This is a genomic window from Corynebacterium sp. LK14 (genome assembly GCF_008042215.1).
Classification (GTDB): domain Bacteria; phylum Actinomycetota; class Actinomycetes; order Mycobacteriales; family Mycobacteriaceae; genus Corynebacterium; species Corynebacterium striatum.
In genome coordinates, this window is sequence record NZ_NOVQ01000006.1 from 144621 (window position 1) to 159584 (window position 14964).

Sequence of the window (14964 nt, forward strand, 5' to 3'; positions counted from 1 at the left end):
GCCACTGTGATACCTAGGAGGGGTAAGCTTGTTGGGCAATGATTGAATTCGACAACGTCTCGGTCCAGTATCCGGGAACCCCGACCCCCGCGGTGGAGAGCTTTTCCTACGCCCTGCAGCCGCGCAAGACCACCATTCTGGTAGGCCCTTCAGGCTGTGGGAAGACCACCCTTTTAAGGTTGGTTAACCGGATGGTGGAGCCATCCCAAGGTCGAGTGCTTATCGATGGCATTCCTGTGGCCGAACGCGATGCTGTGCATCTGCGCAGGTCAATTGGTTATGTAATGCAGAACTCCGGGCTTCTGCCGCACTTTACGGCGCTAGACAACGTGGCCGCGGTGGCCAGGCTGAATGGGGCCACTAAAAAGCAAGCGCGGGAACAGGCGGCCCAGTGGCTGGAGCGAGTCCACGTCGCCTCCGAATTCTTCGACCGCTACCCAGGTGAGCTCTCCGGTGGCCAGGCGCAACGCGTGGGCGTGGCCCGTGGCCTCGTGGCCGACCCCGACATCGTGCTCATGGACGAGCCTTTTGGCGCTGTTGATCCAGTGGTGCGCCGCGAGTTGCAGCGTGAGGTCCTGCAGCTGCAGGAGGACATAGGCAAGACCATCCTCATGGTCACCCATGACGTTGATGAGGCATTTTTGCTTGGCGACGACGTGGTGCTCCTCGGAGAGCGCGCCCACATTCGTCAGCACGGCAAAGCGGAGGAATTCATTACGAGCCCCGCCAGCACCGAGGTTGAGCACTTCGTGGGGTTGGAAGCCAAGCGCCTCCATGTTGAGACCTGCGACGGGCGCAAGGTGTTGGTGGGCGAAGACGGAACGGTGGCCGGAATATTGGCGGATGGTCCCGCATGAAGTGGGACTGGTTAAGCAGCAACTTTTCGCGCTTAGTGGAGCTGGGCATCGCGCACGCTAACTTGGCGTGGCCGCCTATCCTGCTTGCTTTGTTGGTGGCGCTGCCAATTGGCTGGGTGGCGCACCGCTACCGGCGAATTCGCGAGATCGTCGTGGGCGTGAGCAGCGCGCTCTACATCATTCCTTCGTTGGCGCTGTTTATCTTGCTGCCTTTGGCTATTGGAACTTCGGTGTTGTCGTCACTCAACGTGATCATCGCGATGACACTGTACGGGCTGGCCTTGCAAGTGCGCTCCACGGCGGATTCCTTCGACACCGTCCCAGCGGCGGTGGCTTCTGCGGCGACCGCGATGGGATACTCGCCGCTGCAGCGAGTGTTCCAGGTGGAGCTACCCCTTGTAGGACCTGGCATTATCGCCGGCCTGCGCGTGGTCTCTGCCTCGACGATTTCGCTCATCTCAGTGGGTGCACTGGTGGGCGTGCACTCTTTGGGCACGCTTTTTACCGAAGGGTTCCAGCGCAACTTTCCCACGCAGATCATCGCGGGTTTTGTAGGTACCGTGTTGCTCGCTGTGCTCTTTGACCTGCTGCTTGTCCTTATCGGGCGTGTGCTGCTGCCCTGGGCTAGGAAAGCGTCATGAACTTTCTTCTAGAGGCCTTTTCATTCATCGCTGATGGCGCGAATTGGAGCGGTGCAAACGGGTTGGGGCAGCGCCTGTTGGCACACTTGGGCTATACCCTCGCGGCAGTGACAATCGCAGCCGTCGTCGCTTTGCCCTTGGGTGTCCTGATGGGGCACATGCGTCGCGGCGTGAACGGCGTCGTTGCTGTGTCGGGCGCATTGCGCGCGTTGCCTTCTTTGGGTCTGCTGACCTGGCTGACCCTGGAGTTTAGTTTCGGGGTGCGCATGCCCGTAATTCCGGCGATTGTAACGCTCGTCATTTTGGCTATCCCGCCGATGCTGGCGGGTACGGTTACCGGCGTGACGGCCATTCCGCGCGGGGTGGTGGACTCGGCCCGAGCTGCGGGATTTAGCGAATCTGACATTGTGCGGCAGGTGGAGCTGCCGCTTGCCGCGCCTTCCATCGTGGGCGGCATACGCTCTGCGGCGGTCCAGGTGCTGGCCACCACGACCATCGTGGCTTATATCGGGTTGTCTGGGCTGGGTCGCTACCTCATTGATGGCTTGGCGCTGCGTGACTACCCGCAGATGCTTGTCGGCGCACTCATGGTGGCTCTTTTGGCATTTGCTGTCGACGGTGTCTTGGCGCTGTGCCAGCGATTGCTACGCCCGAATACGGGCATGCGGAACTAAGTCTGTGGCTGGAGGTAGCTACAAGAATTGGACTCTGAGGAGGCATATAAAGCAGTCATGACGGAATGAATCTGGGTACCGTGGAGTTAGTGCAGTTAAAACCTCAACAGTTTTGTCACTACGTCTAGATACAACGCTCCTTACTCCCTAGCCCGGAAGGTATGTCTCATGCGCTCATTTTCACTTCTTCACTCTGGCCTGCAGCGCGGTACCTTGCCTCGCGGCGTGGCCGCGGTTTGTGCAGCTGTCACCAGCGCGGCCCTTCTGGCGTCGTGCAGCTCCGCGGATCCTACGGCGGAGCCGGGGGCGTCGGAAAGCGCCGGCGATAGCAAGACCATCGTCATCGGTACCGCAAACTTCCCAGAGTCCGAGATCTTGGGCCAACTGTGGGCCGCGACCTTGGAGGATGCAGGCTTCGATGTCGAAGTGAAGTCCGGGATTGGTTCCCGCGAGATTTATATGAAGGCCCTGGAAGAGGGAACTGTGGACATTGTGCCGGAATACACCGGCAACTTGGCGCAGTTCTACAAGGCGAAACTTCCTAGCGGGGCTGATGAACAGAAGGTTTATGAGGCGCTCGAAGGCGTGCTGCCCGAAGCGCTTGCCGCTGGCGCATTCGCCCCCGCGGAATCGAAAGACGCCTATCATGTGACGCCTGAGGTAGCGAAGAAATACAAGCTGGCTTCCCTCGCTGACCTGAAGAACTTGGACGAGATTAAACTGGCGGGAAACCCGGAGCTTGCGGAGCGTCCGTATGGCCCACGCGGGCTCAGTCAAACCTATGGCGTGGACGAGGACAAGTTCACCATGCACGCAATTTCCGATGGTGGCGGCCCGCTGACTATAGCGGCGCTTTTGGAGGGTGAGGCCAACGTGGCAGATATTTACACCACCTCGCCCATCCTGGATCGTGATGGCAAAGAGGTAAAACTTGTGCGCCTGGAAGATCCCCAGAACCTGGTGGCCCCGCAGAACGTTGTACCTGTCTACCGCAGTGCGGATGTTCCGCAAAAGGCGGTGGAGGCACTCGATATGTTTGATGGAAACTTAAAGACTGAAGACCTTGTAGCGATGAACTTAAGAAATTCCGGTAATGAGAAGGCGGAGCCGGCTGCTATCGCCCGCGATTTTATTGACGCGTCTTAAAAATTCTCCCTTATTTGGAGCCGATTTTTCAATTCCTTCCTGACTTCCTGATTACCTGCACCGGCGCAAACTGGAATACCTACGCGGACTTGACCTCCGGGAGCGCGCTGAACATATTTATGATTCGCTTCCTGAGGATGCTTCCCTAATCTCGCGTACATTGGCAATGCCTGTGGCGTGTATCGACATGGCTGTTTCGCGCCCAGTGCTTCTGCCGATGTTTGTGTTTAACCTGGGAAAGGGCGGGCAGCGTGCTCGTAGTACGGCGACCTAGCTCTACTTTTGCGGTTTTCTCCTAATTTTCGGGGAAGGCCGCATTTCTTATGCATTGTGGTTGTGTAGGGTGGCTCTGCGCCCGGCATTCAAAACTTGAGTCTGCTACGCTCAGGCGGGAAAGATGGAAAAATTTGAAGTTGAGTGGAACAAACTCAACTTTATGTGCGTTGAGATAAGTAGCAGCGAAGGAAAAGTCCTTCGAGCTGTGGAAACATAACAAATCTAACTTCACAAACTCCGACTTAACTTCCAAGGAGGAAGCCATGAGTGCTTTCAACCCCACCACCAAAACCCAAGAGGCCCTGCAGCAAGCGCTGCAGACTGCCTCGTCCAATGGCAACCCGGACATCCGCCCGGCCCACCTGCTCGCTGCAATCCTTAGCCAAGAAGAGGGCATTGCGGCCCCGGTCCTGAAGGCCACTGGCGTGGATCCGGAGACCGTGCTCAAGGAAGCGCGCGGCCTTGTTGATTCCTACCCCAAGGCTGAGGGTTCCGGGATGGCGAATCCCAACTTTAACCGCGACGGGCTCAACGTCCTGACCCGCGCGCAGGAGCTCGCCGGCGAGCTCGGTGATGAGTACGTCTCCACCGAGGTGCTGCTGGCAGCTATCGCAGGGTCCAAGACGGATGCTGCTGAGCTGCTTACCTCACGCGGAGCCACTTTCGACGCCCTCAAGGGCGCTTTCCCCTCCGTGCGCGGTGCGGCCAAGGTGACCTCTGAAAATCCCGAAGAACAGTTCCAGGCACTTGAGAAGTACGCCACCGACCTGACCGCTCGTGCGCGTGAAGGCAAGATCGACCCGGTCATCGGCCGTGACCAGGAAATCCGCCGCGTGGTTCAGGTCTTGAGCCGCCGCACCAAGAACAACCCGGTCCTCATCGGTGAGCCCGGTGTTGGTAAGACCGCCATCGTTGAAGGCCTGGCCCGTCGCATTGTGGCTGGTGACGTACCTGAGTCCCTCAAGGGCAAGACCTTGCTGAGCCTGGATTTGGGCTCGATGGTCGCCGGTGCGAAGTACCGCGGTGAATTCGAGGAGCGCCTCAAGGCTGTCCTCGATGAGATTAAGGCTTCCGACGGCCAGATCATCACCTTCATCGACGAGTTGCACACTATCGTCGGCGCAGGCGCCACGGGTGAAGGCTCGATGGATGCCGGCAACATGATTAAGCCGATGCTGGCTCGTGGCGAGCTGCGCCTCGTGGGCGCAACCACCCTCGACGAGTACCGCAAGTACATCGAGAAGGATGCTGCGCTTGAGCGCCGCTTCCAGCAGGTTTATGCCGCTGAGCCTTCCGTCGAGGACACCGTTGGTATCTTGCGTGGCCTGAAGGAGCGCTACGAGGTGCACCACGGTGTGCGCATCATGGACTCCGCGCTGGTTGCTGCGGCCGAGCTGTCGAACCGCTACATCACCAACCGTTTCCTGCCAGATAAGGCAATTGACCTCGTGGACGAGGCTGGGTCCCGCCTGCGCATGGAAATTGACTCCTCCCCGCAGGAGATCGACGAACTCGAGCGCGTGGTCCGCCGTATGGAAATCGAGGAGCTGGCGCTCAAGAAGGAGACCGATGCTGCCTCCCAGGATCGACTTTCCAAGCTGCAACAGGAGCTGGCTGACGAGCGCGAGAAGCTCGGTGAGCTCAAGGCTCGCTGGGTCAACGAGAAGAAGGCTATCGATGAGGTCCAGCAAGCGAAGGAAGAGCTCGAGGACCTGAAGCGCCAAGCTGAGATCGCAGAGCGCGACGGTGACTACGAGTTGACTTCCGAGCTGCGTTACGGCCGCATTCCGGAGCTGGAGAAGCAGGTTGCCGACGCTGAGATTCGCGCCAACGCACAGGCCAACACCATGCTGACCGAGGAAGTCACCCCGGACACCATCGCTGAGGTCGTCTCCGCATGGACCGGCATCCCGGCTGGCAAGATGCTGCAGGGCGAGACCCAGAAGCTGCTCAACATGGAGGCCGAGCTGGGCCGCCGCGTGGTGGGTCAGAAAGAAGCGGTCAAGGCCGTCTCCGATGCCGTGCGCCGCGCTCGCGCGGGCGTTGCTGACCCGAACCGCCCGACCGGTTCCTTCCTCTTCTTGGGCCCGACGGGCGTTGGTAAGACAGAGCTGGCCAAGGCTCTGGCTGACTTCCTCTTCGACGATGAATCCGCCATGGTCCGCATCGATATGTCTGAGTACGGCGAGAAGCACTCCGTTGCGCGTCTTGTCGGTGCCCCTCCGGGATACGTTGGCTACGATGCCGGCGGCCAGCTCACGGAGGCCGTGCGTCGCCGCCCGTACACGCTCGTGCTTTTCGACGAAGTGGAAAAGGCGCACCAAGACGTCTTCGACGTTCTTCTGCAGGTCCTCGATGAGGGCCGCCTGACCGACGGCCAGGGCCGCACCGTGGACTTCCGCAATACGGTCATCATCCTGACCTCGAACCTCGGTGCTGGTGGCACCAAGGAGGAGGTCATGGAGGCCGTCAAGCGCAACTTCAAGCCGGAGTTCATTAACCGTCTCGATGATGTCGTGATGTTCGAGTCCCTGTCCTCCGAGCTGCTGGCCGGCATCGTCGACATCCAGCTCGATGCTCTGGCATCGAGGTTGCAAGGCCGTCGCCTCAACCTGCAGGTTTCCGACGCCGCCAAGCTGTGGCTCGCGGAGCGCGGCTATGACCCGGCTTATGGTGCCCGCCCGCTGCGCCGCCTAGTACAGCAGGCCATCGGCGACCAGCTGGCTCGCCAGTTGCTGGCTGGCGACGTCCTCGACGGCGACACCGTCCACGTCGATGTCGCTGAAGGCGGCGAGAGCCTCGAGCTCAAGGCACTCGGCTAAACGAAGTCGCGCGCACAACGCGCCTAAGTAGTAGCTAAACCAGGCACTGGAAGCCGCTGCAGCGGGGAAGACTCCATATAAGGAGCCTTCCCCGTGACGAGGAAATCTCGCGTGGTTGAGAGTTCCCGCATGGGCGGCCCCTCGGCAGGAAACTCCGCGTGCCCTTAGAATCAGGGACATGAGCAATTTGGTTTCTCCGAGCGAACTCCAACAATCCATCTATCGCGGCGACCGCGTCGCAGTTCTGGCATCCCTATGGGCTCCCGGTGAAGGGGAGGCCTACAACCAGTTCACGTCCCTCCACATTCCTACGGCTCAGTTTGCCGAAGCCGCACACTCCTTCGTTGGCCTTCCAGGTTCCAAGGTGGGTCGTAACCCGCTTGTTAACCCGGAGCGTCTTCAGGAAAGCTGCGAGGAATGGGGCCTGCGCCCTGATTGGCAGATCGTGGTCTACGACGAGGGCCGTGGTCTCTTCTCTGCCCGCGCATGGTGGACCCTGCGCTGGGCAGGCTTTAAGAACGTTCGCATGCTCGACGGTGGCCTAGCCAACTGGCGTCGCCAGGGCTTTAATACATTGACCGGCCCGGGCAACCTGGGCCTAGCCACCGAAGTTGAGATCGTCCCAGGCTCGATGCCTACCGCGACTATCGAGGATGTCAAGGCACACGACGGCCTTCTCATCGACTCCCGCACAGCTAACCGCTTCGCTGGCCGCCGCGAGCACCTTGACCTCAAGGCTGGCCACATCCCAGGCGCTGTGAACCTCCCTGAGCGCTTGTTCCACAACCCGGATCGGACCATCAAGAGCGACGAGGAAATCCTCGACATCCTCGATGCTGCCGGAATCACGCAGGACAACGTCCAGGACGCAATCATCTACTCGGGCTCCGGCAACCACTCCGCACTGACAATCGGCATCCTGGAGAACCTCGGTTTCACTGGCCTGCGCCACTTCGTCGGCGGTTGGTCCCAGTGGTCAGCTAATCCGGACAACCCAATCGAGCGCGGCGACCGCACCCACGTCTAAAAGCCAGCGCGCCAGCTCACGCACCCCAAGACTTCCTACTAAAGTCTTGGGGTGATGCCTTATCTAATCATTCTCCTCGCTCTTGCCTGCGGCGTCGCGGGCGTTGCCATCCTGCTTATAGAAAAGCGTCAACGTTCCGCTCAGCTTGGCGGCGTACCTACCCCTAATATCCCTGCCATCGAGACTGCCGAACCGGAAGCGCCGGAAAACCACCAGACCGCAACTCCAGCCCCGGTGGCGGCTCCGCATCCAGAACCTGAACCAGCCCCTGCCGCCAATATCGAGCCAGAACTGGCCGCCGAGCCGGTTGCCGAATCGGCACCAGAACCCACGCCAGAGTCGGGCGGTGGCCGCTCCCATGCCACACGAGCTCGCAGCTTCGTGCCGGGCTCCATGCGCCGCGGCCGCAGGGCGTGGGGCGAAGAGCATGGTTTTGAGTACACCAAGCAGGACGATTACCTTGCCGATGAATGGATGCGCGGAGCCGCCGCTTTGGGCGCGGCGCCGAAGGACATCGTCGCAGGCTTCGTGCACGGCCACGAGATGCTGATGATGGACCTGGGCGGCATCAGTGTCATGGCCATGCGCACTGGCGCTACCTCCGACATCGTGGTGGATTTCCGCCGCGTTGGGATTGAGGAGGAGTCAGCCTCGGAAGACCTATTCATGGTCGATGTAATCGAAGGCTTTGAAGTCTTCGCCACCGACGTGGGCGTCGGCAAGCGGCTCATCGATGAGCGCCTCGAAGTGGCGCTCCACCTCCTGCCCGCCGAAGTCACCGCTGTGTGGATGGAGTCCGAGTGGGTACTCGCGCAGACCACCAAACACGCACGTGCCGCGGAGTGGGACGCCATGCTCGCCCCCATGGCCAAGCTTGCCGACGTCGCGCGTGTCCTCCCGCCGCGTTCTTCCGCGGCGCAAGTCCTCCGCGTCGAGGAGCTCGACCCTAGCCGTGAGATCCCCGCCCCTCCGCAGGCAGAGCCGACCGGCCCCACCCTGGTCCCAGACCACGAGGAGATCCAGCGCCCGCACATCCAGCGGCCTGAGGAGCCTGTGGAGCTGCCCAGCCGCACGCGCAGCGAAGTCCGCGGCGTAGTTGACCACAGCGCACTTGGCGCTGATGAAGTCGACGCCATTGCTGATGGTCGCGAGCGCCCGCTGCCCGATAAAGCGCAGGCCCGTATGCGCCGCAACCTCAACCGCCGCTCGACCATCTTCGGTGACGAAGACTCGAACGAGTAGTCTTTAAATCGTCTAAACCTTAAAACCCCGCAAACAATCTAAAGCACTCAGCATTAACGCGAAGGAGCGCCATGAGCTTGGATTCACAGAAGAAGGCCCGTCTGGCAGAGCTGGTCAAGGAGCTCGCCGTTGTTCACGGCAAGGTCACCTTGTCCTCCGGTAAGGAAGCCGACTACTACGTCGACCTGCGCCGCGCGACCCTGCAGCATGAGGCTTCCCGCCTCATCGGCTCGCTGCTGCGTGAGCTCACCGCCGACTGGGATTACGTTGCCGTCGGTGGTCTGACCCTAGGCGCAGACCCGGTTGCTACCTCCGTGATGCACGCTGATGGTCGCGACATCGATGCCTTCGTCGTGCGCAAGGAAGCCAAGAAGCACGGCATGCAGCGCCGCATCGAGGGCTTCGACGTTGCAAGCCAGAAGGTGCTCGTTGTCGAAGACACCACCACCACGGGCAACTCCCCGCTGACCGCGGTGGCAGCACTGCGCGAGGCTGGCGCGGAGGTCGTCGGCGTGGCTACCGTCGTGGACCGCGCTACAGGTGCTGACAAGGTCATCGCTGAAGAGGGCTTGGAGTACCGCTACCTGCTGAGCTTGGAAGATCTTGACCTCGCCTAAGGAAGAACCCCGCGAGCGCTTGCAGGAGGAGACTTCTGCTAAGGGCCCTACCGAATGGAACGAAGGACGGCACGGAGTCGGCCCATGGGAAGGCCCGCTGCCGGAAGGCCCGCAGTACGATCCCGAGCTGCTTCGCGACGGCGATCACCGCAACGTGGTGGACGCCTACCGCTACTGGAGCAGGGAAGCTATTACCGCGGACATCGATAAGCGCAGGCATGCGCTCCACATCGCCATCGAGAACTTTGAGAATGACTCGAACATCGGCACCGTGGTCCGTACCGCCAACGCCTTTGCCGTGGATACCGTTCACATCGTGGGGCGTCGCCGGTGGAATCGCCGCGGCGCCATGGTGACTGACCGCTACCAACACCTGATGCACCATGCCACCGTCGCTGAGCTTCTGGAATGGGCGAGTGATAAGGGGCTTACTGTTGTAGCGATCGACAACACTCCCGGCTGCGTTCCCCTTGAGGCTGCGGAGCTTCCCGAGCGCTGCTTGTTACTGTTTGGCCAGGAAGGCCCTGGTGTCACCCCGGAGGCCCAGGACGCTGCGATGATGACGTGTTCCATCGCCCAATTTGGTTCGACGCGCTCGATTAATGCGGGCGTTGCAGCGGGCATTGCGATGCATGCCTGGATCCGTCAGCATGCTGACCTCGAGCAAGCTTGGTAAAAGCGTGGTAAATCACTGCCTGGAATGGATAGGATGAAGTAACAAGAACATAATCGGGAGTGATTAACCAACTGTGGAAGAGACATGGGCTCACCGCGCTGACCTCGCGGAAACTGCCATCAATGATCGCCATGCGCAAGCCGTATGGTCAATCCCGCGTACCAATCTCGCGGTTGTTAGCTGGCCGCCGACGAGCAAGGAAAAGCTCTTCGTGCACTGGCACTATTGGTGGCAAGCTCACTATCTCGATTGCCTAGTCGATGCCGCGCTGCGTAACAACACCAAGGTACGTCGAGCCCGCATCGCGGACACCATGCGCGGTATCCGCCTGCGTAACCTTTCTCAGCTGACCAAAAATCGCTACTACGATGACAAGGCTTGGCTCGCACTCGCCATGGGGAGGGCGGAAAACCTCAAGAAGGTCAAGGTACACAAGCGCCTTGGCAGCTTGCAGCGCAATATTCGCGAAGGCGTTGACCCAACCATTGGTGTGCTGCCGTGGCGCGAAGGGGAGACCTTCCTCAACGTGCCGTCGAATGGCCCGGGCGCAATCATGTTGGCTCGCATGGGCCGCATCAACGAGGCCCGCCACATCGTGGACTGGATTTATGATCACCTCGTTGATGATGACGGATTCATCATGGACGGCATCCGCATGCGCATGGATGGTCCAGAGATTGTGAAGGCAATCCACCCGTACTGCCAGGGCGTCGTGCTGGGCGCGTGCTTGGAGATCGCGCTTGCACTGCGGGAAAAGGCTGGTCTGACCTCCCTCGAGCGCATCGATACCGTGCAAGAGGCCGAGCTGGCTGCGGACATGATGCACTACATCACCAGCATTCGTGGCTTGGTCCAAGCGGTGGCGACGGGCATGGCGACTCCTTCCGGAGTCATCAACTGGAAGACGGGCGATGGTGATGGTGGCCTGTTCAAGGGCATCCTCGTGCGCTACCTTGCCGACGTCGCGGTGCGCTTGCCCGGCGATTCCCCGGCCAACCGGGCAACCAAGAAGCTGGCGGCGCGCATGGTGGTGGCTTCTGCGGAGTCGGTGTGGGAGCATCGCTTGGAAGTTGATGGTCTGCCGATCTTCGGATCCGACTGGACTGCCGATGCCCGCCTGCCGCACAACTATGGATTCGGGCCTAATACCCTCGGCGAAAAGGTCGGAATCATCCGCGTCGCTGAGCGCGATTTGTCGGTCCAATTGTCCGGTTGGATGCTCTTGGAGGCCTGCGCGAGGGTCACAAAGTACCAATCTGAAGAAGGATAAAAACGCATTACAAGCGTACTATTTTGTGGTTTTGCCTGCTTATTGCATGAGGCTTGGAACGCGCTAGCCTGCGTTAACTAACCTCACAAAATTTGTCGCGGCGAAAACGGACAAAAACAGGCATACTTGGGAACTGGAACGTGATTCTCCGAAACACACAAAGGATGGAACTTCATGCCAATCGCAACTCCTGAGGTCTATGACCAGATGCTGGACACCGCCAAGAAGGGCGGCTTCGCATTCCCGGCTATCAACTGCACCTCCTCCGAGACCATCAACGCCGCACTCCGTGGCTTTGCCGAGGCAGAGTCCGACGGCATCATCCAGTTCTCCACCGGCGGCGCTGAGTTCGGCTCCGGTCTGTCCGTGAAGAACAAGGTTGCAGGCGCTCAAGCTCTGGCTGCTTTCGCTTACGAGGCAGCAAAGCACTATGGCATCAACGTTGCACTGCACACGGACCACTGCCAGAAGGAAGTTCTGGACGAGTACGTCCGCCCGCTCATCGCCATCTCCCAGGAGCGCGTTGACCGCGGCGAGCTGCCTCTCTTCCAGTCCCACATGTGGGACGGCTCCGCTATTCCAATCGACGAGAACCTCGTCATCGCACAGGAGCTGTTGGAGAAGGCACACAACGCAAACATCATCCTTGAGGTTGAGATTGGCGTCGTCGGCGGCGAAGAGGACGGCGTTCAGGCTAAGGCTGGCGCAAACCTCTACACCTCCACCGAGGACTTTGAGAAGACCGTCGACGCACTGGGCACCGGTGAGAAAGGTCGCTACCTGCTGGCTGCTACCTTCGGCAACGTTCATGGCGTCTACAAGCCAGGCAACGTGAAGCTGCGCCCAGAGGTTCTTGATGAGGGCCAGAAGGCTGCCATCAAGAAGCTTGGCCTGGATGAGAACGCTCAGCCGTTCGACTTCGTCTTCCACGGTGGCTCTGGCTCTGAGAAGGAGAAGATTGAGCAGGCTCTGTCCTACGGCGTTGTGAAGATGAACGTTGACACTGACACCCAGTACGCGTTCACCAACCCAGTTGCTCGCCACATGTTCGAGAACTACGACGGAGTCTTCAAGATCGACGGCGAGGTCGGCAACAAGAAGGTTTATGACCCACGCTCCTACATGAAGAAGGCTGAGCAGTCCATGGCTGACCGTGTTGTCGAGGCCTGCACCGACCTGCACTCCGTGGGCAAGACCGTTTCCAAGTAAGGCTGACCACCAAACCCACACCACACAGAGCCGTTCCTCCACACCCCGCAGCCGCAGGGAGGGAGGAGCGGCTTTGCTGCGTTTAGCGTCAAAGAATGCCCCGGCAAAGTTCCTGGCAAAGTCCCTGGTCAAAATCCTCGCCCGAATCAAGACCGGTATCAAAACCCAAATGGTGAGGTCACCGTGCAACAAAAGGGACTAGTGTAAGCCAATGGGGCAAATGGGAACCGCAAATGGTGAGATCAGCTCACCATCTAGAGCGAACCCAGCCACGACCCAGGCCGACCCCAACCAGAGCCAAGCAATCCACACGGGCGAACTAAGATAGGGAAACTATGGCGGATGACAAAAACACAAGCACAACTCGGCGGGTGAAACTTAGCACTCGCGAACAGCTGCGCAGCGTCGACCGCTCGGTGAAGTCGCGGTTCGCACGCGTGAAGTCGCGCTTCATGTTTATCCTGCAGTCAACGCTGGGAGCGGGCTTGGCATTCTTCGTCGCCCACGTGGTCTTTGGCCACTCACAGCCGTTCTTCGCACCGATGTCGGTCATCATCATCCTCGGTCTTTCCGGCAGTGACCGTCTCAAACGTGCAGTGGACCTGTCTATCGGCGGCATTGTTGGCGTCATCGTGGGCACTCTGCTCGTCGACGGCGTGGGTACCGGCCCCGTCCACATGACCATCATCATCGGTTGCTCGCTGCTGATTGCCTCCTTTGTCACGAGTTCGCAGCTGGTCAGTAACCAGATCGCCATCGGCGCCATTCTGATTGCCACCATCATGCCGCCTGAAGAAATGGGTGGTCTCTCCCGCGCGATCGACGCCATCATCGGTGCGGTCATCGGTATCAGCATGGTTGCACTCATTCCTACATCCCCATTGCGTGCGGTACGCAAGGAAATCTCCAAGGTGTTGGGAGTGGCCTCATCAGTGCTTTCCGACGTCGCAGAAGGCTTGCGCGCCAACGACCCCCGGACGATTTTGGAAGCTCGTGATGCGGTACGTGGCACCCAGGGGGACATCAACAGCATGCTGAATGCCGCCAAAGGCGGGGCCGAAACCGTTAAGGTCTCGCCGTTTCTATGGAGCCGGCAGCGTAACGTGAAGTCGCTTGAACGCATTCTTACCCCAGTGGACAACGCGGTGCGCGGTGTGCGCGTGCTGTCCCGCCGTGCGTTGGTCCTTGCCGAGGACGGGGACCACGTGACCGACGAACAGATCGAGCTAATCGACGAGCTTTCCGACGTCACGATGGAACTCTCCGAGCTGTATGCCCATGAATCCTCCAATGAGAGCCGTGCCAACGAGGCTGTGGTGATTCCAGAGATAGTGCGGAAGCTGCGCATTCTTGGCGCGCGATCGACCATGGAAGTGATCGGCAAGGACGGGGTGCTTTCTGCCTATTCACTGCTGGCGCAAACGCGCTCTATCATCGTGGATCTGCTCATGGTGTGCGGCATGTCGCGTGAATCTGCGGTGGCGCAACTGGCGCCGACCTCCGACCATCCGGCGTATCCACCGGAAGTGTGGGACGGCGAATAGAGACGAGAAAGGGTCCGCTGCTACGGACGAACCACCTGCAGATCGCGCAGGTGACGGTAGAACGTTACACGGTTGACCGGGCGCTTGGCGCTGACGCCATCGACCACGACGCGCAGCTCAGGGCCACCCGCCTGAACTGCGCGGCCGGTGCATACGGTATCTTCATCAAGCTGTCCTGGTGCGGCCGGTGAGGAGAACTTCGAACGCAGCCAGGCGCCGAAACCGGATGGCTTAGCCGTGTCCGCAGCAAGGCCGAACGACGCCGACGCGGCAACGGGGGAGACGGCTTTTGCCGCGAGAATTCCCGGTGCATCGACCATGGGGACCAAGCGCGCACCGTACGTTCCGATCCCAGTGGTGTTGGTGGCTTCGTGGCGAACCACCACGTGGTCATCGACGATGATCTCCCCCGTGATCTCCCCGTTGCTCCACTCCGAGATGGAAGCGGAACCGGCGATGGCTAGGCCGGCGTCGTTACGGATGAGTGGTACCGGGCGCACTGGCGCGCTCAGCGCGACGCTCAATGCAGACTCGAAATCGGTGGGCAGGCCCCAGTTGCGGGCAACCGTCGACTCCTGCACGGGCACGAAACCCAGCTCGGCCCACAGGTAGTCGCTACGCATCATGCGAGTAAGCACGACGGATAAAGCGGCGTCGGTCCCCACCACGACGACGCGTAGCGGATCCTTAAGGTGCGGTGCTTGCGGCGCGAGCTCGGGGGTGCCGAGGTGGCGCACGTCTGGCTGGGCCGCGATCTCGTCGAGCGTAGGCGTGGGATCGTGGGGGAGTGCGATGGCAGCGGCGTCGTCAAGCGCGCGTAGCTCTTTACGGGTGGGAACCGCGCTGACGTCGAGAAGTGTGGCCTCAGGGGGCAGTTCTAAGGAGACGTCGCTGCCGCATCGAATAACAATGAGAGCCACCGTGTGAAACCTTGCCTTTCCAGGGACGTTGCCCGGCAGTGCG

At 60.3% G+C, this 14964-nt stretch carries 13 protein-coding genes; 12 read left to right on the forward strand and 1 reads right to left on the reverse strand.

The genetic code is table 11. The annotated features are described in order from the left end of the window. Window positions 1-38 precede the first annotated feature (38 nt). The 12 genes from CHU71_RS01985 (at window position 39) to CHU71_RS02040 (ending at window position 14001) form a co-directional block, all read left to right on the forward strand. A complete protein-coding gene (locus CHU71_RS01985; protein WP_147760009.1) occupies window positions 39-857 on the forward strand; it encodes an ATP-binding cassette domain-containing protein in 819 nt (272 codons plus the stop codon). Beyond that, window positions 854-1498, forward strand: a complete 645-nt coding sequence (locus CHU71_RS01990; protein ID WP_147760010.1) for an ABC transporter permease — start codon at window positions 854-856, stop codon at window positions 1496-1498. Before CHU71_RS01985 ends, CHU71_RS01990 begins: the two co-directional genes overlap by 4 nt. After that, window positions 1495-2172 carry an ABC transporter permease gene (locus CHU71_RS01995; protein WP_110092316.1) on the forward strand — a complete coding sequence of 226 codons (678 nt, stop codon included), beginning with the start codon at window positions 1495-1497 and terminating at the stop codon, window positions 2170-2172. The genes CHU71_RS01990 and CHU71_RS01995 overlap by 4 nt, the downstream gene beginning before the upstream one ends. A 168-nt stretch (window positions 2173-2340) precedes the next feature. Further along, complete coding sequence (locus CHU71_RS02000) at window positions 2341-3318, forward strand: ABC transporter substrate-binding protein (RefSeq protein WP_147760011.1); 978 nt, start codon at window positions 2341-2343, stop codon at window positions 3316-3318. Window positions 3319-3857: 539 nt separating this feature from the next. Next, entirely contained in the window at window positions 3858-6416 is a 2559-nt protein-coding gene (gene clpB / locus CHU71_RS02005) for an ATP-dependent chaperone ClpB (RefSeq protein WP_046646108.1), read from the forward strand. Between the two features lie 178 nt (window positions 6417-6594). Then, window positions 6595-7443, forward strand: a complete 849-nt coding sequence (locus CHU71_RS02010) for a sulfurtransferase (protein ID WP_046646107.1) — start codon at window positions 6595-6597, stop codon at window positions 7441-7443. Window positions 7444-7497: 54 nt separating this feature from the next. Next, on the forward strand, window positions 7498-8685 hold the full coding sequence (locus CHU71_RS02015) for a hypothetical protein (RefSeq protein WP_147760012.1): 1188 nt from the start codon (window positions 7498-7500) through the stop codon (window positions 8683-8685). A gap of 71 nt (window positions 8686-8756) precedes the next feature. After that, on the forward strand, window positions 8757-9302 hold the full coding sequence (gene pyrE, locus CHU71_RS02020; protein WP_005529758.1) for an orotate phosphoribosyltransferase: 546 nt from the start codon (window positions 8757-8759) through the stop codon (window positions 9300-9302). Continuing rightward, window positions 9289-9978, forward strand: a complete 690-nt coding sequence (locus CHU71_RS02025; protein WP_187271993.1) for a TrmH family RNA methyltransferase — start codon at window positions 9289-9291, stop codon at window positions 9976-9978. Before pyrE ends, CHU71_RS02025 begins: the two co-directional genes overlap by 14 nt. Before the next feature lie 73 nt (window positions 9979-10051). Beyond that, the gene (locus CHU71_RS02030; protein WP_049063803.1) at window positions 10052-11248 is read left to right on the forward strand and encodes a glycoside hydrolase family 76 protein; all 1197 of its coding nucleotides are present in this window, start codon (window positions 10052-10054) and stop codon (window positions 11246-11248) included. 174 nt (window positions 11249-11422) lie between these two features. Beyond that, on the forward strand, window positions 11423-12457 hold the full coding sequence (gene fbaA, locus CHU71_RS02035; RefSeq protein WP_147760013.1) for a class II fructose-bisphosphate aldolase: 1035 nt from the start codon (window positions 11423-11425) through the stop codon (window positions 12455-12457). 335 nt (window positions 12458-12792) lie between these two features. Further along, window positions 12793-14001, forward strand: a complete 1209-nt coding sequence (locus tag CHU71_RS02040; RefSeq protein ID WP_147760014.1) for an aromatic acid exporter family protein — start codon at window positions 12793-12795, stop codon at window positions 13999-14001. Window positions 14002-14021: 20 nt separating this feature from the next. On the opposite strand, the gene CHU71_RS02045 is transcribed toward CHU71_RS02040, so the two are convergent. Continuing rightward, window positions 14022-14921 carry a hypothetical protein gene (locus tag CHU71_RS02045; protein WP_147760015.1) on the reverse strand — a complete coding sequence of 300 codons (900 nt, stop codon included), beginning with the start codon at window positions 14919-14921 and terminating at the stop codon, window positions 14022-14024. Window positions 14922-14964 lie beyond the last annotated feature (43 nt).